This is a genomic window from Streptomyces sp. NPDC052301, assembly GCF_044593395.1.
GTDB lineage: Bacteria > Actinomycetota > Actinomycetes > Streptomycetales > Streptomycetaceae > Streptomyces.
Genome location: NZ_JBIUBE010000023.1, coordinates 55,663 through 79,234, shown reverse-complemented (window position 1 = coordinate 79,234; position 23,572 = coordinate 55,663). Strand labels below are relative to the sequence as shown.

The window sequence follows — 23,572 nt, the reverse complement described above, 5'->3', positions numbered from 1 at the left end:
CTCGCGGAGAAGGCCTGACTCGGCACGGCCGAACAACGAACACGACTCACCCCGAGGACACGGCTCACCCCGAGGGCCGGACCACCGCCGGGAGTTGAGACGCGTGGGCGGTGGCCCGACGACTGGTTCGGTAGCGGCCCGGGGTCGTTCCGATGATGTCGGTGAACGCTGCGATGAAGCTGCTGGGGTTGGCCCATCCGCAGGCGTAGGCGGTTCGGGTGGTGTCGTGTCCCTCGGCGAGGAGCACGAGCGCGTGGTGGATGCGTAGCTGCGTGCGCCACTCGTAGAAGGTCATGCCGAGTTCGTTGCGGAAGAGCCGGCTGAGGGTACGGGTGCTGGCTCCGATCGTCTTCCCGAGTTCGGCCAGCGTGGCGTTGTCCGCCGGCGTCTCGTGCAGTATCCGGGCAACGGCTCGCAGGCGGTCGTCCCGTGGCTCCGGCAGGTGCAGCGGCTGTTCGTGCGCTTCGCCGAGTTCATCGACGAGGACCCGAAGGAGGCGAGCGCGCGCGGAGCGGCTGTAGCCGGGCACGGCGTCGTCGTAGTTGCGGGGGCCGGTCAGGGCGAGCAGGACCTCGCGGGCGAGGTCGGAGGCCAGGAACACGACGGGATGGTCCGGTACGAGCCGGGCGAGGGACGGCTCGAGGAAGACGATCCGCATGTCGGTGTCGCCGTGGGCGCGGTGAAAGTGCGTGTACCCGGCGGGGGTCCAGGCGACCCGGTCGGCGGGAACGATCGACGTGCCGCGCTCCGTGTGAACTGCCAGAACGCCGCCGGCCGCGTACACCAGGTGTCCCCGTGCATGCGACTGCACCGCGCTGGTTGCGCCGGACGGCCAGAGGTGACGTCCGCCGGAGGGCCACACATGTGACGTCACACCGGCGATCGGGCGAGGTTGGCGGTGAACAGGCATCGGTTGGCACTCTAGCGGTGGCAAGCCACACCTTGCTCCGGTGAGACTTCCTTCCTGCGGAGTGGTCTTGAGTCGCGCGAAGCGCCTGACCGAACCACATGGCATCGAGCCGGCGTGCCTCGTACGCGGCTGGAGAGAAGGAGAAACGCATGGCGACGTTCGTTCTCGTGCCCGGAGGCTGGCACGGATCCTGGTCGTTCGAGGCGGTGGTTCCGCTGCTGGAGCGTGCCGGTCATGTCGTTCACGCCCTGACCCTGACCGGTCTGCGGCCGGACGACGACGACGCGACGGTCGCGACCGCCAACCTCGACACCCACGCCGACGACGTATTGCGGCTCCTCGATCGCACCCGCATCACCAGCGCGACGCTGGTCGGCCACAGCTACGGCGGGATGGTGATCGCCGCCGCCGCCGATCGCGCAGGCGGCCGGATCTCGCGACTGGTGCATCTCGACGCCTACGTACCAAGCGATGGCGAGTCGTGCTGGTCGTCGACGACCGAGCGCTACCGGGAAGCGTTCGCCGTCGGCGCCGCGGCCACCGGTTACGCCGTCCAGCCGCCGGAGGGCGGCGATCCCCGCCGCCGGCCCCATCCCCTCGCCTCGTTCCTGCAGACGATCCGGCTCACAGGCACGCTCGCCCAGGTCCCCCGTCGGGAGTTCATCTACTGCTCGGGATGGGAAGACCGGACGCCGTTCGCGGAACTCCGCACCCGGCTCCAAGCCGATCCCGAGTGGCAGGTCCACGACCTCCCGACCGGCCACGACGCGATGCATGAGGCCCCGGAGGCGGTCGCCGCACTGCTGCTCGGTGAATGCACCGCGGATGCGTCGGCGCTCAGACGACAGGCCTGCCCTTGAGGGCCGCACAAGCCCGGTCCATCCGGACCTCGATGGGGCTCGCCCGGGATCGTACGGTGCCGGTGTGCTGGTGTGCTGAGTCGTTGGGCCGGCCGGTGGTGCCGCCGGTGCGGCCCGAAGGACCGCCGCGCGACACGGCGCCCCGGCGGTCGGCGCACGAGCCGCTCGGCCGCGACCGGCTGATCGACCCTGGCACGTCCGCCGGACGCACCGAGGCCGTCAACGGCCGCCTCGAGCACCCGCGCGGCTCCGCCCGCGCCTCGACCACGCGCTCTTCGCGTCGTCAGGGGCGCGGCCAGGGATGGCCGAGACGCTCGGCAAACTCCTTCGAACCGCCGCAGACCTCGCCGACCTCGCGAGGGTCCTCGGCCGTGAGGTGCGCCTCAAGGTGCTCCGCTTGGTCGGTCGGGTCGCTCCCCTCCAGAATCCTGGCGACGGTGCGGGCCGGCCACTCCCAGCTGTGGTCCGTCGAAGCCCGGCGGACCTCCGCTTCGTACTGGTTGACGCCGAATCGAAGCTCCGGGAAATCGACATCATCCTCATCCGGGTTGCGCCAGCCGCTCCAGATGACGTGTTGCCTTTCGCGCCTGATGGTCACGTACAGGGCGCCGCAGCATCCTTCCGTGCACGCGGCCGCGGCGAGCCGAACCTCACGGGGCGTGTCTGTCGCGTGAAGCGGCGCATCCGGTCCCACGAGGTACCGAGGGTCAACTCCCGGGCCTTCGGCGAACACTTCGGCCAGGATGTCCCGTCCGTCGACGATCGGTCGGCATTCCACGGTGTCGTGTCGACTTCGCTGCGGTGGCACGACGATACGGAGGGACAGCAGATGCGATTCTGTGGCCACTGCCAGATGATCTCGGAGTCAGCGGCAGTTGTCCTGCGTGTTTCTCCTCCACCCGACCGCGGTCCAGGCGGCCGTCCCGGCCGAGCCCGCCAGTCGTAGGCGTGGCCGCCCGCGTTCGGACGGTCAGCCTGCCAGGGGCACGGCGGCCGCCATCACGTCCCGGTCCTTGCGGCTCACCAGCGGGAAGACGATCTTCAGGCCCTGCTCGTTCTCCGGTGAGGACACGACGAAGGACGAGTTGAGCAGGCGCTCCTTGATCTCCGTGCGCACGAGACCGGCGCGCGGGATCGTCATCAGATGCTCTTCCGGCCGGGCGAACGTGGGATTGGCCCGGAAGACGAAGACACGACGGTCGGTCATCGCCAGGTACATGGGCGTCGGCGCAGGGATCACGGTCATCCCACCACCGCTCATGATCGCCGACGCCGCCGCGAACGCGGCCGTCCGGCGCACCGAGACCGAACTCAGGTTCACGATGGTCGCCACTTCGACCTGCTCCCCGGGTTCGAGCATGGGGTCAACAGCGGCCAGCAGCAAGCGGCGGCGCTTTCCGTTCACGGGTGTACTCCTGCGATGTTGTGTGGAACCGGCCAGGGGGCTGCGCCCGCCCGGCCGGCAGCGGTCCGGATTCCGGGCCGCGATGTCAGCCCTTGAAAGAGGTCAGCCCTTGAGCTTCTCCGGGTCGATGACCTCGCCGGGCGGCGGAGGTGTGACGGTCACCGGCTCGTTGAACGCCGAGAAGTCGAACGAACCGGGCTCCTTGCCGCCCTCGGCTGTCAGCCGGAGCGCGTAGGGCTCGCCCTTGGCGGATATGAGGAGGGTCTGCGTCGCAGCGCCGTCCTTCCCCGTGAGCGTCACGGCGGGCGTGCCGTTGACCTCGGTGTCCGCTCCCCGGGTGAGGTGGCCTTCCTTCTCGTCCTTCTCGAACATCGTGTCGATGTCACAGAAGGGGAACTTGTCGTCCGCCTTCGCATCCTCCGCCGGCATCTTGAACCAGCGTCCCTTGAGCATCTCGGTGAGGGCGTCCGTCTCCTTGGACGACGAGCCCTCCCGGCTGCCCGTCTGCTGCCAGAACTTCTCGTCGCCCTTCATGAAGGTGTCGCCGCCGACCTGACGGATTTCGGCGGACGCACCCCCGGTGGTGAAGGTTCCGTGGCAGTTGCCCTTCGCGGCGACGGCGAAATCGAAGGTCATGTGCTCACCGTCGGTGGTCATGCCGCCCTTGACCTTGAACGAGTCCAGCTTCGTCATGGCGACTCGGGCCTTCTCGGAGATCTGAGCCGCAGTCAGCCCCTTGAAAGGCTCCACCGGCTTGGCGTCCGCCTTCTTGTCGTCTCCGCAGGCGGTGAGTGTCAGTACCGCCGTCACGCACAGGGCTGCGGTAGCCAGAAGAGTGCGATTGCCCATTTTGTTTCCCCTTTAACAAGACTGTTCGATGATCGGACTAGACGGCAGCACAAAGGGATGCAGGGACCGATACGTGATCTACCTCACACCTGACTCGGTTCACCTCACTTCCGCCGAGAGCAGTGGTGTGAGTACGTGCGCGTGTGCGCAGCTGAGTACGCGGCCCGATGCCCCGACCCGGGGGTGGTGATGGGGTGGTCGCATGCCTGACGACGACACGCAACCGAACGACGTACCGCCGCGCCTCGCCCACCGGACGTGGTGGAGGACGCCTGCCGTGGCGTCCCTGATCGGTCTGCCCTTCCTCGTGCTGGAATTCAGGTGGTTCCGGTCCGAGGACGGCCTCGGTGCCTTCGGAGGGGTGTTCTACTGGTCGTGCGGCCTGCTGGCCCTCTCCTGGGCGCTGCCGCACCGCCGGTCCCTACGGACACCACGCATGCTCGCCGCCGGCGCCGGACTCGGGTGCGTTCTCCTGCCGATGCTGTTCGCCCTCGCGCTGGGCGCCGCCCTGGCCGGCAGTTGAGCGGGCCGGGTACGGCCCCGCTCAGGCCGGCAGGGCCTCAGGCACTCGGCGCGCGGGCCCTGCCGGGAGGCGTTCGAGGAGTCCAGCCGGACGGTCGCCGGCCTCCCCGCCCACCGGGCCCGCCCACGGTGTGCGTCAACGGCAGCGGGTGGGCGGGCATCCGGGCCGCCCACCCACCCGCGCGGTTACTCCTGGCGGTCCGCTCCCGTGCATCCGAATCGGGCTGTGCCGTCGGCTTTCCCGGTGGGCGTGCTGTCGTACCGCTCGAAGCCGGCCTTCTCCAGGACGCGGGCAGAAGCCGGGTTCGCCGGATCCACGCCGGCGATCACGGTGTGGACGCCCTGCGCGGCGAGGGCGAACGCGGCGAGCTCCCGGGTGGCCTCGGTGGCGTAGCCCCGGCCACGCCGGGAGGCCACGACGCCGTAGCCGAGCTCGAGGACGCCCTCGCTGGGCGGCCGGAGAAGACCGATCGAGCCCACCACGAGGCCGCTGTCCCGTTCGACGATCAGCCGGTGGCCGTACGCGCCGAACCAGTCGGGGTGGTCATCGAAGAGGGCCGCGATGATGCGGTCGCCGTCGGCGGGGAAGTCGTCGGCCCAGTCGGCCGGCCGGAGTCCGTCGTCGGCGCGCACGGCGTCGGCCTCGGCCGTGGTCCACGGCCGCAGGGTGAGACGGTCGGTGATCAGTTCGCCGGTCAGCGATGAAGCGGAGGAATGCACGTGTGACTCCTGGTCGTCGGAACGACCCGGACCGCGTCGCGTCGCCGCGCCGGCCGGAAAAGGGCGTGCTGAGGACGGCCATCGACGGCCATATTCATCAACCGCCCTGTTCCGAGCCCCTGTTCATGCGCACCGTGCTCGATCGCGACGGTAGCAGGGACGGCGAGGACGAGAGCGGCTCGGCGCCGGCCGCTCCTGACAAAATGATCAATTGACGCGCGGTGTCAGGGCTGGGCCGTGTACGTTCAGTGCATGTTCGTTGTCACAGTGACCTACACGGCGCCGCTGAACGAAGTGGACCGGTGGAGACCGGCCCACGGCGATTGGCTGAACCAGGTCATCGCCCAGCGTCTGCTTCTCGTGGCGGGACGCCAAGTGCCCTTGACGGGCGGCGTCTACTTCGCCGCGGAGATGACGCCCGAGGAACTCGACCGCCTGCTCGCCACCGACCCTTACGTCGTCAACAACGTCGCCACGCACACCGTCGTGCGGTTCACGCCGCTGCTGGTCGCGCCCGGCCTGGAGGCGCTGAAGGACAGCTAGCGGGCCCGACCACCAGGGCGGTCGCCTCCACGGCAGGCCTGCACACTCGGGCTCAGGCATTCCTCCGCCCCTCGCGATCGGCTCGCCGATCCGACGAGCCGGAAGACCGGAAGACAGGAGTTGCCGCGCTTCTGCACGGGACGACACCGCGTGCCCGGGGCTTCCTCGGCGAAAACCGGGACTCCGAAGACGGAGACGCGATCTTCAAGTACGCGCTGCCCGAAGTGGATCTGTGGGCTATGACGGCCTGCTTGTGTGCTCACCGGTTCGCCTCCGCGCGACTTCCCGCCCGATGCCGATCCGGTCGCCGTCGTCCTGCGCGAGCCGGCGGTGCCCATACGTGACCGACTGCCCACTCTGCCACGCCGACTCGCCGCAGTCATCGACACTGCTCTCGTCGACGAGCCCCGTATCGCTCTCACGACCGCAGCCGAGTTGGCGGAAGCGATTGGACGAGCGGTTTGAGCGAGCGCCTCCCGACGGAGCGCCGTCGTCGTCAACGGGACCGAGGAGACAGGAACTAGGCGCCGCCGTCCGGGGTGGATGCCCGGGCGGTACGGCGGAAGGCGGCCCGGTAGGCGCTCGGGCGGTGGCCGGTGTGACGGGCGAAGAGAGCGGCGAAGGTGCCCGGGTCCTGGTAGCCGACGGCCGTGGCTACGGCGGCGACGGTGCGGTCGGTGGTCTCCAGGAGATGGCGGGCGCGGCGGACCCGGGAGGCCTGCAGATGGGCCAGCGGGCTGCGTCCGGTCTCTTCGGCGAAGCGGCGCAGCAGCGTACGGGTGCTGACCCGGAAGGCGTCCGCGAGCGAGGCGAGGTCGTACCGCTCGGCGAGGTTCTGGTCCAGCCGCCGCATGACCCGCTGGGAGAACTCCCGGCCGGGCTGCGGGAGGAGCCGTGTGTCGACGTACGGGGTCTGGGAGGTCCGCGCGTCGTCGACGAGCGTCAACCGTGCGGTGGTCCGTGCCACCCGGTCGCCGTCGTGTCGGCGAATCAGGTCCAGCGCGAAGTCGTACATGGCGCTGAAGGCGGCCGTGGTCGTCACGCCGGTGTCGGTGACGACCAGGTGCTCGGGCCGGATGTCGGCGACCGGGTAGCGCCTGGCCAGTTCGCCGGCGTGCAGCCAGGATGTGGTGGCCCGGCGCCGGTCGAGGAGCCCGGCCTCGGCGAGCAGGAAAGCGCCGACGCAGAGGGACACCACGGCGGTGCCGGCGGCGGCCTGCGCGCGGATCGCCGCGATCTCGGGGGCGAGCCGGGCCAGCCCCGCGTCCAGGTCGGTGTCCGGGCGTAGTTCGAAGCCGGGGACCACGAGGACGTCGACCTCGCGCAAGGGGCGTACGTCCAGAATGGCGCCGCCCGAGGCGGCGACCCGGCGGCGGGGCGAGACGACCGCCACCCGGTAGCCGGACGCCTCCGGTCCGGCGACATGTCCGGCCATTGTCAACAGGTCGGGGATGCCGAACACTTCGGACGCGAAGCAGCCCGGGTACGCCAGGACACCGACCCGCAGCGCACCCGGTCCTGCGCCAGGAACCACGCCGTGCTGCGCCTGCCGCGTCGTCACCGCCATCACGCCCCTGCCCCCTGGTGTCCCCGGCCCCGGGTCGCCGACCGCGTACCGCTCGCTGCCTCGCGTGTGGCGAGATTACCCTCTGTTTCGGCGATGCCGCCTCTCACCCGGTGGCCGGCCTCGAGGCCAGGCTGGTCCCATGAGCGACGACGATCCGATCACCGACTTCACCCGCCGGAGCGTGGCCGTGGAGGGGGTGGAGAAGACGGTGTATGTGGCCGGGGCCGGGCCCGCGGTCGTGGTGCTGCCCGAGATGCCGGGCATCAGTCCCGACGTCCTGCGGCTCGCGCGCTGGGTGCGGGACGCGGGCTTCACCGTCCACGTGCCCTCCCTTTTCGGGACGGACGGCGCCTTCCCCACGGTCGAGGGCGGCCGGGAGGTGGTCCGCCGCGCCTGTGTCAGCGCGGAGTTCCGCGCCTTCGCCGGAGGCGGCACCAGCCCGGTGACGCTCTGGCTGCGCGGCCTCGCGCGGCAGGCGCACACCGCGTGCGGTGGTTTGGGGGTGGGCGCCATCGGCCTGTGCTTCACCGGCAACTTCGCCCTCACCATGGCTCTGGAGCCGGCAGTGATCGCCCCGGTGGTCAACCATCCTTCGCTGCCGCTCGACGATCCCGGCGGGCTCGAACTCGACGCGGCGGACGCGCGTGCGGTGCGCGACCGGCTCGACCGCGACGGACTCACCGTGCTGGCCTACCGCTTCGAGGGCGACCGCTGGTGCACGGGGCAGCGCTTCGCCGCCTACCGCGCGCTGCTCGGCGATGCCTTCGACGGTCGCGTCCTGCCGGACAGCGCCGCCAACCCCGCCCCGCCGCCCTTCTTCGCCGACCTGGTCGGCACCCCGCACAGCGTCGTCACCGCCCATCTCGTCGACGAGGCCGGCCACCCGACGGTCCGGGCCCGCGACGAGATCCTCGCCTTCCTCACCGATCGCCTGCACCCGCACGGGAACCGACCGCTGCCCGCCGGCTGATGGGGCCCTGACCCTCCCGAATTCGAGTGATTTACTGTTTCTCCGGACAACCGGAGTCCCGTCAGCCAATGAAACGATCGGGAGCACGAGGGGGACCGAAGTGCCGTGGCGACCCAGCCGTCGACGCGAGGCGAGTGCAGGCGACGACCAGTCCTCCAGCACGGCCCCGCAGCCCGCCGGCCTCCTCGCGATGGAACTGTCGACGGTGGACTACCAGGCCCTCGTCCGGGTCATCGAGCACGCCCAGTCCTGTCTGGAAGCACACAGCGACAGCGATGCCGCCACCATTCGCAGTGCCGGCGGCGCCGAGTTGCTACCGCTTCTCTACCCACGTGCCGGCTTGGCCCTCGCCCGGGGAGTCGGAAACGTTCCCCTGCTCGAGTCCGAGATCCGGCACGTGGAGGCAGCCGTCATCAACTTGGAGTCCTACGGAGGGCACGAAACCGTGCTCTGCGAGGGCTACGGCCTCCTGCGACGGTTGACGGAACTCACCACGCGCGCCCGGGAGGCACATGTTCAGGACGGCGTACTGACCTTGTCCACGCCGTCCCAGCACGCGCCCTGCCGGCACTGCCACTAGTCGTTCTTCGCTACGCGGTGGAAACTGGTTCGGGTTGCGGTTCCGGACGATCCGCCGGTACTGCCTCCGGCTCCCACGTCTTGATGGCTCGTACGTAGCCGTAGACCACCGAGGTCATCGCCAGAACGAGCAGCGGGCCGAACACCCGCGGATGTTCGGCCATCTCCATCGGCAGGTAGCGGTACGACACCAGGAGCGCAGCGAAGATCGTCGTCCCGTAGCCGACCAGCTGGATTCCGGACCGGTCCCACCCACGGTCGATCGAGCGCAGCGCCGCCTCGACGGTGAGCGCGAACACCACGCCGGCGACGAGGTCCGCGCCGTAGTGGTAGCCGAATCCCAGCGTTGCGCCGAGCGTGGCGACGAGCCAGAACGCCCCTGCGAACCGAAGAAGCCGTGGGCCCTTGCGGGTATGGATGAAGATCGCGGTAGCCCACGCTGTGTGCAGACTGGGCATGCAATTGCGGGGGGTGATCTCGTCGTACGGCATCGGGTGCGGGGTGGTGATCGGTGGCGGCGTGTGGGGCCACAGGTTGGCGACCGCCCAGTGCACGCCGCCGGTGCCGGAGGCGCCGGGGCCGTAGGCGAAGACCGGACCGACCATCGGGAAGATCATGTAGATGGCGGGCCCGAGGAGGCCGATCATCAGGAAGGTGCGCACCAGATGGTGGCGTGGGAAACGGCCCTCGGCCGCCACGTTGCGCAGTTGGTACAGCGCGACGACCACCGCGGCCACCGCGAGCTGGGCGTAGACCAGGTGGAGAACATGGCCGCCGATCGGGCCGGTCGCGTCGAGAAACCGGCCCGCCACCCATGATGGATTCCCCAGCGCGTGATCGACGGTCGCCACATATTGGTCGAGCACCTGCGGGCGGGCCTTCGAGGTGATGAGCAGCCAGGTGTCGCCGGTTTTGCGGCCGGTCACCAACAGCAGACCCAGCCCGACGCCCTTCAGCAGCAGGACGCGTTCCTGGCCGGTACGGCGCGTGACAGCGATGACCGCACAGCCCAGCATCACCCACAACGCGCCGTTGCCGAAATAATGACCGTCGGCCACCTCGGCGTGCAGCGCCCAGCGCAGCAGCACGAAGACGGCGTCGATTCCGATCGCGACACCGACCGCGATGAACCGTTGCCGCCAGGTGAGCACCACCATCATCAACGCCAGACCGCCGTACAGCGGCCCCGGTTTGGGGGCGAATATCACCTCTCGTACCTGGCTGGTGATCGGCCCCGGCTGGCAGTAGTGACGTGCCACGATCTCCAGCGCGACGAGGAATCCGAGAGCCGTCGCACCGGCCAGGACCCACAGCTTCGCCCGTGGCCGACGCCACGCGGCGAACCCCTCTCCCCTGCTTGTCCGCGAGAACGCCCGCGCCGCTTTGGACATCAGCCGCTCGGCCGATGTGCTCGATCTGTATGAATGGGCGTCCCGGCGGGGCCACTGCTCGGAGACTGTCGGCGTCTCATCGGGCAGTCCGTTCGGGGATCGTCGGAAGAACCTTCTCAGCGATGTCGACGAGAACGTTGTCGTCCGGGAGGGCTCCGGACTTGCTCCACACGGTGATGTCGTAGGAACCACCCCGGTCCTTCTGGTCGAAGGCCACGGACAGCGTCCTGGCCAGGGGGCCCTGTTCCACCGGGCCACCGGATCCGCCACTTCCGAGATTGATCTCGAACTTCATGGTGTGGTCCGAGGAGAAAACCGCGGGCCGGCCGAGGACCGTGAGCGTCTTGACGTCCTTCTCGGCTCCGATCTTCAGCAGCTTCACGTACTGGGCGGTCGACAGCTTGTTGTAGGTGGCCGAGAGGTTCACGGTGTAGGTGTCGAACGAGATCTCGGCCTCCGGCTCGGCGACCTTCCCATCGGTCAGGGCAGCGGTGTTGCTGCTGCCGGAGGCCGTGGTCGCGGTCTCCCCGGGCGTTCCCAGGAGCTGGGCCAGGTCGGGCCGGTTGAGCGCCTCGCACAGCTCGTCACCGGTCACAGCCTCGGGCGTCTCCTCGTAGGCCTTCGGCAGCTTCTCGTGTTCCCCGTCCGAACACGAGGCGGACTGCGGCGTGCTGTCGTCGGACGGCAGCACGCGTGGGGCCAGCCACAGCGCGGCCGCGAGTGCCCCGAACACGGCCAGGGCCGCGACGGCCTGGCCCCATACGTTGGGCTCCTTCTCCTGGGGCTGAGCCTGAGCCGGTACCGGGGCCTGGGCGGGGGCTTGCGTCTGCACCTGGGCCGGGGCCTGGGTGCCGGCATCGACCGCCGTCGCCTCGGCGGAGGCCGCCAGGGCAGGGTTCCGGCGTGCGCGCAGGGCCCGGACCACCGTGTGGACGCGTATGGCAGTGAACACGAGGAACACCACGCCGAAACCAGCCGCTCCCCAGTCGTGATCGCGGACGGCGAGGTACATGAGGCGTACGCCGAGAACGGACCCGATCACGATGAACAGGGGCTCCCGCACCCAGAAGGGCAGGAGACGGAGGAGAAAACCGAGCATCCGGCGATCTCACCAGGAATAGATCACGTTCGCCGTGGTGGAGGTCACAGTTCCGGTCGGACCGTCGACAAGCCGACGTCACCTGCGGGCTTTAGGCCCGTTACGGGCCGTTTCCCGGCCCTCCTGTCCTGCGGCCTGTCGGGACGCTCCACAACACGCGACGCCGTGACTCCCGCGATCAGCGGTCGTTGCACACAGCACCGCGCCATGCAGGTCCGGTCCCCCGCGGACAGGCGGTGGACAATGCGAGTGGGGTTGCACGCGCTCGGCATCGGTGAGGGCGCCCGTCCCGACATCATCCGGGCGGTGGCCACAGCGGCAGAGGCGCACGGCTTCGCGAGACTCCGGTGCGGCGAGCATGTGGTGCTCGTGGACTCGCCCGCCTCCCGTTACCCGTACTCCGCGGACGGCCGGATCGCCGTGCCCGCGGACGCGGACTGGCTGGACCCACTGCCCGCCCTGAGCTTCGCGGCAGCGGTCACCAGCCGCATCGAGCTCGCCACCGGCGTGCTCCTGCTGCCCGAGCACAACCCCGTCGTGATCGCCAAGCAGGCCGCCACACTCGACGTGCTGTCCGCAGGACGGTTCACCCTCGGTGTCGGGGTCGGCTGGTCGGCTGGTCGGCTGGTCGGCTGGTCGGCTGGTCGGCCGAGGAGTTCACAGCGCTCCAAGTCCCCTTCGCCGGGCGCGGACGCCGCACCGAGGAGTACCTCGCCGCGATGCGTACGCTCTGGGCCGAGGACCCGGCCTCCTTCACGGGGGAGTTCACCCGCTTCGACGCGATCCGCGTCAACCCGAAGCCCCTGCGCGGCAGCCGGCTCCCGGTCGTGTTCGGTGGGAACAGTGACGCGGCCCTGCGCCGCGCGGTCACGCTCGCCGACGGCTGGTACGGCTTCAACGTCCCGGCGGCCGACGTCCCGGCGCGCGTCGCGGTCCTCGCCGACGAGTGCGCCCGCCATGGCCGCGACTTCGAGGAGCTCACGGTCGCCGTGGCGCTGAGCGACGGCACTCCGGAGCACCTCCCCGCACTCGGTGCGGCGGGCATCAGCGAACTCGTCGTCGGTGCGCCCCCGTCCGCTCCCGACGAGGCGGACACCTGGGCCGCCGAACTCGCCCGAACCTGGATTCGCCCGCGGAAGTGACCACGGCCCGCCGGGCAGCGGGCTCATGCTTCGCGGCCCAGGAGGGCGGGCCGCGACTGGTCGTCGCCCACCGGTGCCGCGACGACCCTGGACGCCCGGCCCTCGCCGTCTCGCGGGCGGGGCGGCGCACTCAGCCGGGAATCACCCAGCCCGGTGTCCAGGTGCCGGCCTCGTCGTGGCCGGGCGTCGTGGCGGCGAGGTGGGCACGGAGGGTGGCCAGTGCCGGGTGGGGGTTGTCGCGGTGCCAGAGCAGGCAGTGCGGGTAGACAGGAGTCGGGTCGGTCACCGGGATACGGCGCAGACCGTGGCCGGCGGGCCAGACGAGGCGGGTGTGCTCGCCCATGAAGGTGGCCAGGGCCGGGGTGTCGGCGACGGTGTCGAGGAGCGCGTCGGAGCCGAAGTTGGGACCGGTCGCCTCGATGGTGAGACCGAACCCGGCGACGAGGTCGTCGTAGTAGGCGGCCCACTCGGTGCCGGGGACGATGCCCGGCATCCAGATCCGGTGCCCGGCGAGCTGAGCGAGGGGGACCGACCGTGCGCCGGCCAACGCGTGGGCGGGGCCGGTGAGGAGCTGGAGCGGCTCGTCGAGCACCCGGACGGACTCGATGTCCTCGGGAAGGGGGCGCCCGGGCGCGGCGACGGCGCGGAAGGAGGCGTCGATCGCACCGGAGCGGATGGCGGTGACAGCCGTCTCGATGTCGAGCAGCATCACCACGTCGAGTTCGATCTCGGGGTGCGCGCGGTGGAAGCCGCGCATGAGGCCCGACGCCGCGCCGCGCGAGGCGATCACGTCGACACGCAGTGGACGGCGACCGGAACGGACGGACGCGACCGCGCGCTCGGCGACGCGTAGCAGCTCACGCGCGTGGGGCAGGAACGCCTGCCCGTCGATGGTGAGCTCGGCACCGCGCGCGGTGCGGGTGAACAGCCGCACGCCGAGGTTGCGCTCCAGCGTGGCGATGCGCTTGGAGACAGCCTGCTGGGTGACCGCCAGCCCGGCGGCGGCCTCTTGGAACCGCCCCGCGTCGGCGGCGGCGACGAAGGTTCGGACGGCGTCGAGATCCATATCCCGTTACCCTACGGGTACAACTGTCGGTTGTGACCGACGGCTCTGTAGTTGTTTGATCCCTGGTTGTGATGCTCGCTTTGATGCTTCCGGACGCGGATCGGTTGTGCGAGGGAAGGGCGAGGGGCGTCGGGCATGCGAAGCGGGCATCGACTGGGGCGGCGGTTCGGGTGGCTCTGGGGAGCGTACGGGACCAGCGCGCTCGGCACGTGGCTCGCCTTCGGCGCGTTCCCGCTGATCGCCATCCGGGTGCTGCACGCAGGACCGGCCGAGGTGGCCGCACTCTCCTCGGTGGGAGCTGCGGTGGGCGCGGCCGTCGCGGTGCCACTGGGCCCGTGGGTGGAGTTCCGCCGCAAGCGGCCCGTGCTGGTCGCGATGGACCTGGTGCGGTTCGCGGCGCTGCTGACGGTCCCCGCCGCGTTCGCGCTCGGCGTGCTCACCTTTCTTCAGCTCCTCCTGGTCTCGGTCGTCGTGGCGGCCGCCGACATCACCTTCCGCGCTGCGTCCGGCGCATACCTGAAGACACTGCTGCCGGCCGAGGACCTGCTCGTCGCCAACGCCCGGTTCGAGTCCACGACGTGGACGACGACGATCGTCGGACCGCCCCTGGGTGGCGTGGCGATCGGGCTCCTCGGTCCGGTGGCGACGGTGGTGGCCGACGCGGTCAGCTACCTGCTCTCGGCCCTGGGCATCCGGGCGACAGGCGGGCACGAGCCCCGGCCCGAGCGCCGAGAGGCCGCGCGCATGCGCGCCGGGGACCTGCTCGACGGTTGGCGGTACATCCTTGCCGACGCCACGCTGCGTCCGCTGTTCTTCAACACCGCCCTGTTCAACGGCCTGGTGATGGCCACCCAGCCGCTGCTGGCCGTCCTGATGCTCGGCCGACTCGGATTCGCACCCTGGGAGTACGGCCTCGCCTTCGCCGCACCCTCGATCGGCGGGCTGCTCGGCTCACGGCTGGCCCGACCTCTCGTCACCCGGTTCGGGCAGCACCGGGTCCTGGTCGTGACGGGGGCCCTGCGCGCCCTGTGGCCCATCGGCCTCGCCTTTCTGGGGCCGGGCACCGGGGGGCTGCTGCTGGTGATGGGCGTCGAGCTCGGGCTCATCTTCTGCTGCGCGGTCTTCAACCCCGTCTACACCACCTACCGCCTCGAGCGCACCGCGACCGAGCGGGTCACCCGCACGCTGTCCGCCTGGGCGGTGACGACCAAGGCTTCGGCCGCGCTCCTGACGGCCGTCTGGGGCATGCTGGGCGGCCTGCTCGGCCCTCGTACGGCCATCGGCCTGGCCGGCGTGCTGCTGCTGGCGACACCGCTGCTCCTCCCCCGACGCGCGGCGGCCCTCCCCTGCGAACCGGAGCCGGCACGGAGCCGCGCCTGACGGACCGCCACGGCCGCGTCGGTGGCGTCTTCGGCGTCGTCGGCGTCGGCGAACTCGCCGCCTCAGGTCCGAGTCCGACGGAATCCCTGCCGTCGGGCGTCCGGCCGATCCGTGGGGCGGGAGCCGGACGCAGCGGCCCCGCAGATTTAGGAGGAGCAGGGTTCCACTGCTGCTTCTGCGGGGCCGGTGCATGACTCACGTACCCTGCGATGCGTCCGATAAGCCCGATCTCTTCCAGCCACCTCAGTCGCAGTGTCCTCTCACACGGGTGGGGCCCGGTCGTCTCCGACCGGGCCCCACATCACATCCCGTGCGGGCGGCGTGCCGCTCGCAGTCAAGCGCCTTCGTCTACCAGCGGTACCAGCGGCCCTTGCGGCCTGCGCCGTCCGCGGACCGGACGACGAAGCCCAGCAGCCACACGATGAGCACGATCACGGCGATCCACCACAGCGCCTTGAGTGCGAATCCCGCACCGAAGAGGATCAGAGCCAGCAGAAGAACCAGAAGCAGGGGAACCATTGTTATCAACCTCCTGGCCATCGAATGCCCTTACTCCGGCCTTACAAGCACACAAAATATGAGTTACTTTCACGGGATGAAGGGCATGCGCGCGCCATGCACGGTTCCCCCTCCTCCGCATCTCACGCACCTCCGCCCTGCATGGATAGTCACTCAGCGCATTTCCTTGGCCTCTGGTTTACCGGCGTGGTGTGGGGTCATGCGCACCCCCAGCACCTGACACCGGAACCGAGGAGGGTGAGCAGCATGGCCGCCAGCGAGAAGGCCCGCGCCAAGGCCGAACAGGCAGTCGGCAAGGTCGCCCAGGCAGCCGGACGCGCCACCGGCAACGAGAAGCTGATCGCCAAGGGCCGCGCGGCCGAGGCCGCGGGTGACGCCCGCGAGGCCAAGGAGTCGCTCAAGGACACCGGCCGACCCTGACGGCGCACAGCACCTGCTCATGGGGGCGGTCCCGGCATCGGGGCCGCCCCCACGTCGTCCCGGGCCATCGGCACCGGAAGGACCGCCGCGTACTCTTCGTCACCGGGATCATCGTGAACGCCGGGATGCGACGACGGGCCGGTGCGACGACGCCAGGCCGTGCACGTACGCCATGGAACACGCCGAGCGCCCCGGAACAACCCTGGCCGTCACCACGAACCGGCCCCACGCCGGCAACTGGCTCGGGTTCTCGGGCGATCCGGTACTGCCCTCCGAAGTCGCCGACGCCATCGAGGCCGCCCTACGGCGACGGTGGGTGCCCACGCGTGCGGGCGCACCGTTCCACCTCGAGCAGTCCGCCCGCTTCTCTCCCCCCTCTGAACTGACCGGCGGCTCAGCATCGTCATGAAGTCGGCTCGTCCCGGTTGTCGGGGGCAGGCGCGAACATGGGGCCGGGGTTGTGCCACGTACAGCCTTCCTGCCGGTCGGGCTCGTCGAGCTTCGTGCATCACCGCGCGGCCACGGCCGTTCGCCGCCATCGGGATGAGGGCATGGTCACGACCGGGGCTGACAGTGGGCAGAGCACTGGTCCTCGGGCAGGGGGCGACCGTGCGGGACGGGCCGCCGTCGGCAGGCGTTGTTGTGATCGTCGCGCCTCATGGTCGTGCGGATTCAGGCAGGCCGGGCCAAGTCGGCCTCCTCGTCGAGCCGTTCCTCGATGAACCTCACCAGATCTGCGTTCATGGGGGGCATCATCGACGACGGACCGGCCGCGCTGCAGCTTTCTCGTTGCGGCGCCGGTGCGAGCAGGGCGTCGGAGCCGTCCCGGACGGGCCGCTCCGCCGGGCTCGCTCACCCCGTCGTACGGGAGCGGTTCTTCATCGTGCAGAACCTCGCCGTGTTCACCGGCTCTCGGGTTCCTGGGAGTCCTGGACGGCGAACGCGTTGACGCCGGTCAGTTCGGCCGACAGGTCCCACAGCCGCGCCGCCTGCCCCGGATCGATCGCCCAGTCCTTGACGCCGCTGCGCTCGTCGTCGTCCGTCGCCGGCTCGGCGATGTCACAGTCCTCCAGATAGACGCCGCCGAGCCCGTCCAGCTGCGGCGAGGTCGCCGCCCACACCTGGGTGGCCGCACCCTGCGGCGGAGTCTTGAAGCCCTCGGGGTTGAGCACGTTGCCGTCCTCGTCGATCCAGCCGCGCTCGATCATCTCCTCCTTGGGCAGGTGTCGTTGGAGCGGGGTGATGATGCCGCCGGGGTGCAGGGCGAAGGCACGGACGCCTGCGTCGCGGCCGAGCTTGTCGAGGTGGACGGCGAACAGGACGTTGGCGGTCTTGGCCTGGCCGTAGGCCTCCCACTTGTCGTAGCCGTGCCGCCAGTGGATGTCGTCCCAGCGCATGCCGGAGAAGTGATGGCCTCGGGAGGAGACGGAGACGACCCGGGCGCCGCCCGGTGCGATCGCGGGCCACAGACGGTTGACGAGGGCGAAGTGACCGAGGTGGTTGGTGGCGAACTGGGCCTCCCAGCCGGGCCCCACCCTCGTCTCCGGGCACGCCATGATCCCGGCGCTGTCGATCACTATGTCGATGGTGCGTCCGGAGGCGAGGAACCGCTCGGCGAAGCCGCGCACGCTCTCCAGGTCACCGAGGTCCAGCTCGTCCAGCTCGACGCCGGGGATGTCGGCCACCGCCTGTTCTGCGGTGACCGGGCGGCGCGCGGGCACGACCACGTGGGCGCCGGCCTTGACGAGCGAGCGGGTGGTCTCCAGGCCGATCCCCGAATAGCCGCCGGTGACCAGGGCGAGCTTTCCGGTCAGGTCGACGCCCTGCAGGACGTCGTCGGCGGTAGTGGTGGCGCCGAAACCGGAACCGATCTTGTGCTGTGCAGTCATACCCGGAACGCTACGAATTCGAGTGCTCTCCAAGTCAAGCGAGACCCCGCGCCGGACGGACCGGATTCCGTGGGCGTCGAGTAGCCGGAGGACGGTCGAGGCGTACAGCGGGGCCGGCGCGGCCGCCCGGGGTCACACCCCGACCGCTCCGTCGATGCGTTCGCGGATCAGGTCGGCGTGCCCGTTGTGACGGGCGTACTCCTCGATCATGTGGATGAGCACCCACCGCAGGGAGACCGTGCCCCGCCAGGAGTCGTGGCCCTCGATGTCGAGATGCGCGGCCTCGGCGACGAACGCCTGCGCGAAGGCGACTTCGGCGTGCCAGGCCGCCCAGGACGCCGCTACGACCTCGGGGTCGGGGCCGGCGCCGTCGAAGTCGCCCTCGGGAACGTCCGCGGAGGAGAAGCGCAGTTCGACGTCGTGCCCGGCGAGCACGGCCCGGAACCAGCGGCGCTCCACGTTGGTGAGGTGCCGTACGAGGCCGAGCAGGGAGAGCGAGGACGGGGACACGGACCGCAGGGCCAACTCGCCGCCCAGTCCTGAGCACTTCAGCTTCAGGGTGGCGCGCTGGGCGTCCAGCACAGCCACCAGCATGGTCCGTTCGTCGCCGGTCGCGGGGCCGCTGAACCGGTGCTCGCTGCCGGCGCCGGTGAACAGTTCGATCCGTCGGTCGGGAGTCTTCATGGCCACATCATGGGCTCCGGGTGACCGCCCCGGGAACCCGCCGCGGACGGTACGACGTGGTCAGTTCCAGACCAGGCGGCCGTCCCGGACCGCCCCGCACCCGTCTGCGTGGCCGGAGGAGACGGCTTCCATGTGGTCGGCTGTCTCGCCGAGGAACGCGGCCAGGGACGGGTACACGCCCTCGTCCGTGGACGACGCATGACCCCACCTGCCGATCTCGCCGGTACGGCCGTCGAGGAAGTGCCCGAAGAAGTAGTCGGACGTGGCGGCTGCGATGGGGATCCACTCCTTGCGCCAGAACGGATACGCGGGGTCGAGATCCGGGTTGTCCTCCTGAATCGCCCAGCGCCAGGCGTGCCAACGCTCGATGACGTGTATGCCGAGGTAGTCATGACCGTTGACATAGAACCCGTCGAGGCCGTACTCGTCCCCGGGGGTGTCGAGGCCGGACAGCGTCAAGAGCGTCCACAGCTCGGGCGGCAGGGCGGTGCCCATGCGCTCCTGAGCTTCGTCGATCACCTGCGGCGGCGCGGGCCGGTACAGGGTGGCCGCGGTCCGAGGGGCGTGGGCGTTCAGCCAGTCGGTGACGCGGGCCCACGTCTGTTCGATCTCTGGTACGGGCGTGAAGTCGCTGCGCACGGCTCTCTCCTTCGCTCAAAGGTCGCGCCGGTACGAAGGGTGCCAGGGGGTACTGACAACGCCCGATGAGGGTGCGGACCGCCCCCGCGCGGTGCTGATCGGTGTGGACGACCGGAGGCAGCCCGGTGCGTACCCTGGCGGCATGCGCATGCGCCCCACCCTCAGCTGGACCCCTGCGGAGGACCTGCCGCCGGGCACCACCGATCTGGAACCGGTCGCCGATGCGCTGGGCGCCGGCGGTGTGCTGGTGCTCAGCGGGGCGGGCATCTCCACCGACAGTGGGATTCCGTCAACGCATCCCGAGCACCCCGCGAGCATCGGCAGCGATGAGACGACTTCGGTGATGACCGGGCCTGGTGATCGCGAAGCGCTGTCTGCCGTAGGCGCAGTCAGTCGCTCGACGACGCGGAGCCAACCGGAGTACTCAGGGTAGATCGGCGATGTTGACGCCAGGGGGAGCTGTCAGCCGGGATGTGCTCCCTCTAGGTTCTGTCTCTTTGGTCAGCGTCGGGTCCAGATGAGGATGTTCGCGAGGTGGAGTGCGGCCTGGTAGGCGATCGCCAGCTTGTCGGTTCGTGTGGCCAGGCCGCGCCACTGCTTGAGGCGGTTGATGCACCGCTCGACGGTGTTCCGCTGTTTGTAGGCCTCGCTGTTGAAGCCAGGCGGACAGCCACCGAGTCGGCCTCGCCGCGGGCGGTGGCCCACCTGGTCTGACGGCTGTGGGACGACCGCACGGATGCCCCGACGCCGCAGGTGGGTGCGGATGGCACGTGAGGAATACGCGCGGTCGACCAGAACGGCCAGGGGCCGGGTCCTGGGCCTGCCCGGGCCGGTGCGAGGCACGCGGATGCGAGACATCACCGTTTCGAAGGCGGGTGCATCACCTGCCTGGCCTGCGGTGACGGTGAAGGCCAGGGGTCGAGAGCGGCCGTCCGCGGCCAAGTGGACCTTGGTGCTCAGCCCGCCGCGGGAGCGTCCCAGCGCATGCTCGGCGGGCTCTCCCAGGCGGGCCGCCCCCTTTTGCGTGCTCCGGCAGCGTGCTGATGGGCCCGCACAACGGTGGAGTCCACCGACACCGTCCAGTCGAGGTCGTCATCGGCGTCCGCTGCCGCCAGGACGGCGGCGAGGATCATCTCCCAGGTGCCGTCGACGGCCCATCGGATCAGCCGTTTGTGAGCGGTCTGGAACGAGCCCAGCTCGTCGGGAAGGTCTCGCCAGGGCGAATTGGTGCGGTACTTCCACGCGATGGCCTCGAGCGTGCGGCGGTGGTCGGCCCATCGCCGCCCGCGGACTGGATCGGCCGGCATCAGCGGCTCGATCCGGTCCCACATCGTATCGGTGATCACTAATCGGACGGACACATCCGATCAACTGACCAACCCATCAAGCAGACACGCTCTAGGCCGTGCTGGCAATGGCTGAAGCCGGCGGCCAGGCACCGGCCTCCTTGTTCCAGGCGGTGGCACCCCACACCGTCGCCCGGGTGTACCAGGTGACAGAGCCCTGCTCGTCGACGAGTTCGGTGGGGGCGCCGACCAGGTCGGTGATGATGGCGAAGAAACGGGAGTCCGTCTCCGTGTCGCCGAGGTGCTTGCGCTCGGTCTGGCACACCGGTCGCAACCCTCGGTGCTCCCAGGTCAGGGTGAGCGCCTGGTGACCGCTGCCCGGCGTCCGCGTCGTCTGTTCGGCGAGCGTGGTGCTGTCCCACAGGAAGTCGGTCTGCTCTGTGACGGTGCGGCCGTCCGGGGCAAGGTTCTGCTTGGCGATCCGTCGGCCCAGCGGGTCGTACCCGTATCGCCAGGTGATGCCGTCGGGCGTCACCACCTGTGTCAGTCGGTTCTCCACGTCCCAGGCGTAGCGCCACACTTCCGGCTTGCGAGACAGGCGGGTCCGGCGCCGTACGGTGATACGGCCCTCCGAGTCGTACTCGTACCGCACGTTGCCGGCGGTCCGGACCCGAGTGCCTTCATAGGTGCGACTGCCTGCGGCCTCCCGTCCGGGCATGCCCGTCGGCCACGTGGCCATGGTCTGGTTGCCCGCCGCGTCGTAGGCATATGCCTCGGTCCAGCCGTCGGCGTGTACAGCGGTGACGCGGCCGACCGGGTCGAGGTCGAACCGGCGGGCGCCTGAGCGGTGGTCATCGATGCCGGTCAGCAGGCCGTCGGACCGGTACACATAGCTGCGATCGAGCAGGCGCCGACTCCCGTGCCCTGTCAGTTCCTGCCGAGCCAACCGGCCGAGGGAGTCGTAGGCGCTGGTCAGAACCAGGGCGTCGCCGAGGCTGCGGGCAAGCTCCCGCCCGGCTCGATCGTGTGTGAAGGCGAGGGTACGCCCGGACGAGGTCAAGGAGACGGCGTTGCCGACCGCATCGTAGGACCAGGCAGAGGTGACCCCGGTAGGCGTGGTGCGGGTGAGGCGACGGCCAAGGGCGTCATAGGTGTAGTGCACAGTGCGCCCGTTCACGGTCTCGGCCCGCAGCCGCCCGGCCTCGTCCCAGTCGAGTATCAGTTCCGCATCGGGTCCCGTGGCACGGACGAGTTCGCCGACCGGCGAGTAGGTGAAGGACGTGACCGCTCCCGCTGCGTCCTTCCGTATCGTGCGTCCTCGGGCGTCCCGCTCGAAACGGATGGTGCCGCCGGCCGCCCCGGTTCGTGCGATCAACTGACCCGCAGCGTCGAGGTCATAGGTCACCCGCCGATCGTCGAAGTCGGTCTCGCTGATCAGACGGCCTGCCGCGTCGTACTCGTACTTCCAGGTCAGGCCGTGCGGGTCGGTGACCTTGGTCAACCGCCGCTCGGTGTCGTGCTCGAACTCGTAGCGGGCCCCGTCGGGGGCGACCCGGGCCGCGATCAGGTTGAAGTGGGTGAACTCGAAACCGGTGACAGCACCGGTGGCGTCGGTGTGCCGGATGCCGTTGCCCTCGCCGTCCCACTGCCACGTCTCGGTGCTGCCGTCCGGGACCGTGAGCCGTAGGGGCTTGCCCTCGGCCGACCATTCCATGGTCGTGGTGACGCCGAGCGGGTCGGTCAGGGCGGCGAGCCGGCCGAATGCATCACGGCTGTAAGTGGCGGTCGCTCCCAGCGGGTCCGTGACAGCGCGCGGAAGCCCGGCCGGGTTGTTCTGGATGGTGGTGGTGGGGCCCAGGGCATCGGTGAGCGTGGCCAGGGCCCCCGCCGCATCGTAGGTGTACCGGCTCGTGCTTCCGTCGGCCGCGGTCACCTCGATCAGATTGCCTTGCGCGTCGTGGGCCAGCCGAAGGGTGCTGCCGTCGGCCAGGGTGACCACGGAAGGAAGGTTGAGCGCGTCGTACGAGATGGTGGTGCGCGTCCCGTCCTCGTGCTCGGTCGTGAGGAGGTTTCCCTTCTCGTCGTAAGTGTGACGGAGGGTGTCGCCAAGGGGGTTGGTGCGGGACAGCAGACGGTCCTGGCGGTCCCAGGACTGCGTGGTGGTGTGGCCGAGCGGGTCGGTGATGGCAATGATCTGCCCGTGCCGGTTGGCTCGGTAACGGGTGGCATGGCCGAGGGAGTCGATGTACGTGACCGTCGTCGTGCCGTCGTCGTCCGGGCCGCCGTACTCCAGGCGGGACTCGAGGATGCCGCCGCTGCCGTGCGTGGCTACGACGCGATGCCGATCGTCGTAGGTGTAGGCGTAGGTGGTGCCGTTGGAATCGCGCCAGCCGGTGATGCGGTGGGCGTTGTCGTAGGTGAGGTGGAGGGAGGCCTCGACCGCGTTGCGTACTTCGGTCAAGTCCCCCGAGCCGTCGTAGCGGAACGTGCGGACACGGATCGCACCGTCGCCGGTGAGGACGTGGAGAGCGGTGACGCGCTTGACATCGGTATCGGCGTCGACGCGTACTCGGTAGCCGCCGGCGTGAGTGACCCCCGTCGGCACGTCGTCCTCACCACGCTCGATGGTGACGGTGTTGCCGTTGCCATCCTCGACAGCGGTCAGCCACCACACGCCGTTGCGCACCGTAGAGGATTCGAAATGACGCTTCACACCGGTGTGAGGGTCCTTCACGGTGAGGGTGTAGACGGTGCCCCGGGAGACGTAGGTGAGGGGCAGGCACGTGCCTGCCAGCGGTTCCACGCGATCGCCGACGAGGTCGGGCAGTCGGGGATAGACGAGGATCGAGCCGTCCTCTCGGTACCATCGCACGTCCCTCGACTCGCCGTTCTCTTCGAGACGTTCATCGAGGGTGGACGCCCATGACGGGCCGAAGAGGTTTCCCGATGCATAGCCGGACAGGTGAGTACGGCGCAGCGTCAGGGACAAGACGCCTGGCAGTTCGATGCGGGCATACCCGTCGACGCCCACGCGGCAGCCGGTTGAAGTCGTGCCGGCGGCGGGACGTCACCTGGAGTGGACCGCCCGCTCGGCACAGCTGTCCGGGAGGCGTCGGCGAGCGACCGCGCGGC

At 70.0% G+C, this 23,572-nt stretch carries 24 protein-coding genes and 2 pseudogenes; 11 read left to right on the top strand and 15 right to left on the bottom strand.

What is annotated here, in order from left to right:
• Positions 1-64: 64 nt before the first annotated feature.
• Complete coding sequence (locus ACIHEJ_RS38680; RefSeq protein WP_400142541.1) at positions 65-811, bottom strand: AraC family transcriptional regulator; 747 nt, start codon at positions 809-811, stop codon at positions 65-67.
• Between the two features lie 248 nt (positions 812-1,059).
• Between ACIHEJ_RS38680 and ACIHEJ_RS38675 the strand changes: the two genes are divergently transcribed.
• Positions 1,060-1,770, top strand: a complete 711-nt coding sequence (locus ACIHEJ_RS38675) for an alpha/beta fold hydrolase (protein WP_400142540.1) — start codon at positions 1,060-1,062, stop codon at positions 1,768-1,770.
• A gap of 283 nt (positions 1,771-2,053) precedes the next feature.
• On the opposite strand, the gene ACIHEJ_RS38670 is transcribed toward ACIHEJ_RS38675, so the two are convergent.
• The 3 genes from ACIHEJ_RS38670 to ACIHEJ_RS38660 form a co-directional block, all read right to left on the bottom strand.
• On the bottom strand, positions 2,054-2,617 hold the full coding sequence (locus ACIHEJ_RS38670) for a hypothetical protein (RefSeq protein ID WP_400142539.1): 564 nt from the start codon (positions 2,615-2,617) through the stop codon (positions 2,054-2,056).
• Between the two features lie 123 nt (positions 2,618-2,740).
• A complete protein-coding gene (locus ACIHEJ_RS38665; protein ID WP_400142538.1) occupies positions 2,741-3,175 on the bottom strand; it encodes a hypothetical protein in 435 nt (144 codons plus the stop codon).
• A gap of 102 nt (positions 3,176-3,277) precedes the next feature.
• The gene (locus ACIHEJ_RS38660; protein ID WP_400142537.1) at positions 3,278-4,024 is read right to left on the bottom strand and encodes a hypothetical protein; all 747 of its coding nucleotides are present in this window, start codon (positions 4,022-4,024) and stop codon (positions 3,278-3,280) included.
• 202 nt (positions 4,025-4,226) lie between these two features.
• Here ACIHEJ_RS38660 and ACIHEJ_RS38655 point away from each other — a divergent pair, with 202 nt between their 5' ends.
• Positions 4,227-4,547, top strand: a complete 321-nt coding sequence (locus ACIHEJ_RS38655) for a hypothetical protein (protein ID WP_400142536.1) — start codon at positions 4,227-4,229, stop codon at positions 4,545-4,547.
• Positions 4,548-4,732: 185 nt separating this feature from the next.
• Here ACIHEJ_RS38655 and ACIHEJ_RS38650 read toward each other — a convergent pair whose 3' ends face one another.
• Positions 4,733-5,266, bottom strand: a complete 534-nt coding sequence (locus ACIHEJ_RS38650) for a GNAT family N-acetyltransferase (protein ID WP_400142535.1) — start codon at positions 5,264-5,266, stop codon at positions 4,733-4,735.
• 2 nt (positions 5,267-5,268) lie between these two features.
• Here ACIHEJ_RS38650 and ACIHEJ_RS38645 point away from each other — a divergent pair, with 2 nt between their 5' ends.
• Both ACIHEJ_RS38645 and ACIHEJ_RS38640 read left to right on the top strand, forming a co-directional pair.
• Entirely contained in the window at positions 5,269-5,481 is a 213-nt protein-coding gene (locus ACIHEJ_RS38645; RefSeq protein WP_400142534.1) for a hypothetical protein, read from the top strand.
• A gap of 37 nt (positions 5,482-5,518) precedes the next feature.
• On the top strand, positions 5,519-5,809 hold the full coding sequence (locus ACIHEJ_RS38640) for a YciI family protein (protein WP_400142533.1): 291 nt from the start codon (positions 5,519-5,521) through the stop codon (positions 5,807-5,809).
• Between the two features lie 520 nt (positions 5,810-6,329).
• On the opposite strand, the gene ACIHEJ_RS38635 is transcribed toward ACIHEJ_RS38640, so the two are convergent.
• The gene (locus tag ACIHEJ_RS38635; RefSeq protein ID WP_400142532.1) at positions 6,330-7,376 is read right to left on the bottom strand and encodes a GlxA family transcriptional regulator; all 1,047 of its coding nucleotides are present in this window, start codon (positions 7,374-7,376) and stop codon (positions 6,330-6,332) included.
• A gap of 139 nt (positions 7,377-7,515) precedes the next feature.
• On the opposite strand from ACIHEJ_RS38635, the gene ACIHEJ_RS38630 reads away from it, so the two are divergent.
• Positions 7,516-8,346 carry a dienelactone hydrolase family protein gene (locus ACIHEJ_RS38630; RefSeq protein ID WP_400142531.1) on the top strand — a complete coding sequence of 277 codons (831 nt, stop codon included), beginning with the start codon at positions 7,516-7,518 and terminating at the stop codon, positions 8,344-8,346.
• Between the two features lie 100 nt (positions 8,347-8,446).
• Positions 8,447-8,926, top strand: a complete 480-nt coding sequence (locus ACIHEJ_RS38625; protein ID WP_400142530.1) for a hypothetical protein — start codon at positions 8,447-8,449, stop codon at positions 8,924-8,926.
• A gap of 10 nt (positions 8,927-8,936) precedes the next feature.
• Here the strand turns inward: ACIHEJ_RS38625 and ACIHEJ_RS38620 are convergent, their stop codons facing one another.
• Positions 8,937-10,316, bottom strand: a complete 1,380-nt coding sequence (locus ACIHEJ_RS38620) for a phosphatase PAP2 family protein (RefSeq protein ID WP_400142529.1) — start codon at positions 10,314-10,316, stop codon at positions 8,937-8,939.
• A gap of 76 nt (positions 10,317-10,392) precedes the next feature.
• Entirely contained in the window at positions 10,393-11,415 is a 1,023-nt protein-coding gene (locus ACIHEJ_RS38615; protein WP_400142528.1) for a DUF6215 domain-containing protein, read from the bottom strand.
• A 207-nt stretch (positions 11,416-11,622) separates the two neighbouring features.
• Between ACIHEJ_RS38615 and ACIHEJ_RS38610 the strand changes: the two are divergent.
• Positions 11,623-11,973: pseudogene (locus ACIHEJ_RS38610) on the top strand (LLM class flavin-dependent oxidoreductase); the annotation flags it as partial.
• A 50-nt stretch (positions 11,974-12,023) separates the two neighbouring features.
• Positions 12,024-12,557: an LLM class flavin-dependent oxidoreductase gene (locus ACIHEJ_RS38605; protein ID WP_400142558.1), complete on the top strand. Its 534-nt coding sequence runs from the start codon at positions 12,024-12,026 to the stop codon at positions 12,555-12,557.
• Positions 12,558-12,687: 130 nt separating this feature from the next.
• Here the strand turns inward: ACIHEJ_RS38605 and ACIHEJ_RS38600 are convergent, their stop codons facing one another.
• Positions 12,688-13,623: a LysR family transcriptional regulator gene (locus ACIHEJ_RS38600; RefSeq protein ID WP_400142527.1), complete on the bottom strand. Its 936-nt coding sequence runs from the start codon at positions 13,621-13,623 to the stop codon at positions 12,688-12,690.
• 135 nt (positions 13,624-13,758) lie between these two features.
• Between ACIHEJ_RS38600 and ACIHEJ_RS38595 the strand changes: the two genes are divergently transcribed.
• Positions 13,759-15,003, top strand: coding sequence for an MFS transporter (locus ACIHEJ_RS38595; RefSeq protein WP_400142526.1), 1,245 nt, complete (start codon positions 13,759-13,761; stop codon positions 15,001-15,003).
• Positions 15,004-15,351: 348 nt separating this feature from the next.
• On the opposite strand, the gene ACIHEJ_RS38590 is transcribed toward ACIHEJ_RS38595, so the two are convergent.
• Positions 15,352-15,522 carry a hydrophobic protein gene (locus ACIHEJ_RS38590; RefSeq protein WP_121790737.1) on the bottom strand — a complete coding sequence of 57 codons (171 nt, stop codon included), beginning with the start codon at positions 15,520-15,522 and terminating at the stop codon, positions 15,352-15,354.
• Positions 15,523-15,768: 246 nt separating this feature from the next.
• Here ACIHEJ_RS38590 and ACIHEJ_RS38585 point away from each other — a divergent pair, with 246 nt between their 5' ends.
• Positions 15,769-15,942: a CsbD family protein gene (locus ACIHEJ_RS38585; RefSeq protein ID WP_400142525.1), complete on the top strand. Its 174-nt coding sequence runs from the start codon at positions 15,769-15,771 to the stop codon at positions 15,940-15,942.
• A 902-nt stretch (positions 15,943-16,844) separates the two neighbouring features.
• On the opposite strand, the gene ACIHEJ_RS38580 is transcribed toward ACIHEJ_RS38585, so the two are convergent.
• The 3 genes from ACIHEJ_RS38580 to ACIHEJ_RS38570 all read right to left on the bottom strand — a co-directional run bounded on the left by ACIHEJ_RS38580 (position 16,845) and on the right by ACIHEJ_RS38570 (position 19,154).
• Positions 16,845-17,831, bottom strand: a complete 987-nt coding sequence (locus ACIHEJ_RS38580; RefSeq protein ID WP_400142524.1) for an SDR family NAD(P)-dependent oxidoreductase — start codon at positions 17,829-17,831, stop codon at positions 16,845-16,847.
• Between the two features lie 132 nt (positions 17,832-17,963).
• Positions 17,964-18,515 carry a DinB family protein gene (locus tag ACIHEJ_RS38575; RefSeq protein WP_400142523.1) on the bottom strand — a complete coding sequence of 184 codons (552 nt, stop codon included), beginning with the start codon at positions 18,513-18,515 and terminating at the stop codon, positions 17,964-17,966.
• 60 nt (positions 18,516-18,575) lie between these two features.
• The gene (locus ACIHEJ_RS38570) at positions 18,576-19,154 is read right to left on the bottom strand and encodes an SMI1/KNR4 family protein (protein WP_400142522.1); all 579 of its coding nucleotides are present in this window, start codon (positions 19,152-19,154) and stop codon (positions 18,576-18,578) included.
• A 142-nt stretch (positions 19,155-19,296) separates the two neighbouring features.
• Here ACIHEJ_RS38570 and ACIHEJ_RS38565 point away from each other — a divergent pair.
• Positions 19,297-19,458, top strand: a pseudogene (locus tag ACIHEJ_RS38565) (NAD-dependent protein deacetylase 1); the annotation flags it as partial.
• Between the two features lie 197 nt (positions 19,459-19,655).
• On the opposite strand, the gene ACIHEJ_RS38560 reads toward ACIHEJ_RS38565, so the two are convergent.
• A protein-coding gene (locus ACIHEJ_RS38560) for an IS5 family transposase (protein WP_400142557.1) occupies positions 19,656-20,485 on the bottom strand; the annotation gives its coding sequence in 2 pieces (ribosomal slippage) (positions 19,656-20,144 and positions 20,147-20,485; 828 coding nt in all).
• A 67-nt stretch (positions 20,486-20,552) separates the two neighbouring features.
• Positions 20,553-23,471, bottom strand: coding sequence for a DUF6531 domain-containing protein (locus ACIHEJ_RS38555; RefSeq protein WP_400142521.1), 2,919 nt, complete (start codon positions 23,469-23,471; stop codon positions 20,553-20,555).
• Between the last annotated feature and the right edge of the window lie 101 nt (positions 23,472-23,572).

Bases quoted from the DNA above. Each gene is read 5' to 3' on its own strand.
- ACIHEJ_RS38675 (WP_400142540.1), top strand. From the start codon at position 1,060: ATGGCGACGTTCGTTCTCGTGCCCGGAGGCTGGCACGGATCCTGGTCG.
- ACIHEJ_RS38660 (WP_400142537.1), bottom strand. From the start codon at position 4,024: ATGGGCAATCGCACTCTTCTGGCTACCGCAGCCCTGTGCGTGACGGCG.
- ACIHEJ_RS38655 (WP_400142536.1), top strand. From the start codon at position 4,227: ATGCCTGACGACGACACGCAACCGAACGACGTACCGCCGCGCCTCGCC.
- ACIHEJ_RS38640 (WP_400142533.1), top strand. From the start codon at position 5,519: ATGTTCGTTGTCACAGTGACCTACACGGCGCCGCTGAACGAAGTGGAC.
- ACIHEJ_RS38635 (WP_400142532.1), bottom strand. From the start codon at position 7,376: ATGGCGGTGACGACGCGGCAGGCGCAGCACGGCGTGGTTCCTGGCGCA.
- ACIHEJ_RS38630 (WP_400142531.1), top strand. From the start codon at position 7,516: ATGAGCGACGACGATCCGATCACCGACTTCACCCGCCGGAGCGTGGCC.
- ACIHEJ_RS38620 (WP_400142529.1), bottom strand. From the start codon at position 10,316: ATGTCCAAAGCGGCGCGGGCGTTCTCGCGGACAAGCAGGGGAGAGGGG.
- ACIHEJ_RS38615 (WP_400142528.1), bottom strand. From the start codon at position 11,415: ATGCTCGGTTTTCTCCTCCGTCTCCTGCCCTTCTGGGTGCGGGAGCCC.
- ACIHEJ_RS38600 (WP_400142527.1), bottom strand. From the start codon at position 13,623: ATGGATCTCGACGCCGTCCGAACCTTCGTCGCCGCCGCCGACGCGGGG.
- ACIHEJ_RS38595 (WP_400142526.1), top strand. From the start codon at position 13,759: ATGCGAAGCGGGCATCGACTGGGGCGGCGGTTCGGGTGGCTCTGGGGA.
- ACIHEJ_RS38590 (WP_121790737.1), bottom strand. From the start codon at position 15,522: ATGGTTCCCCTGCTTCTGGTTCTTCTGCTGGCTCTGATCCTCTTCGGT.
- ACIHEJ_RS38585 (WP_400142525.1), top strand. From the start codon at position 15,769: ATGGCCGCCAGCGAGAAGGCCCGCGCCAAGGCCGAACAGGCAGTCGGC.
- ACIHEJ_RS38580 (WP_400142524.1), bottom strand. From the start codon at position 17,831: ATGACTGCACAGCACAAGATCGGTTCCGGTTTCGGCGCCACCACTACC.
- ACIHEJ_RS38575 (WP_400142523.1), bottom strand. From the start codon at position 18,515: ATGAAGACTCCCGACCGACGGATCGAACTGTTCACCGGCGCCGGCAGC.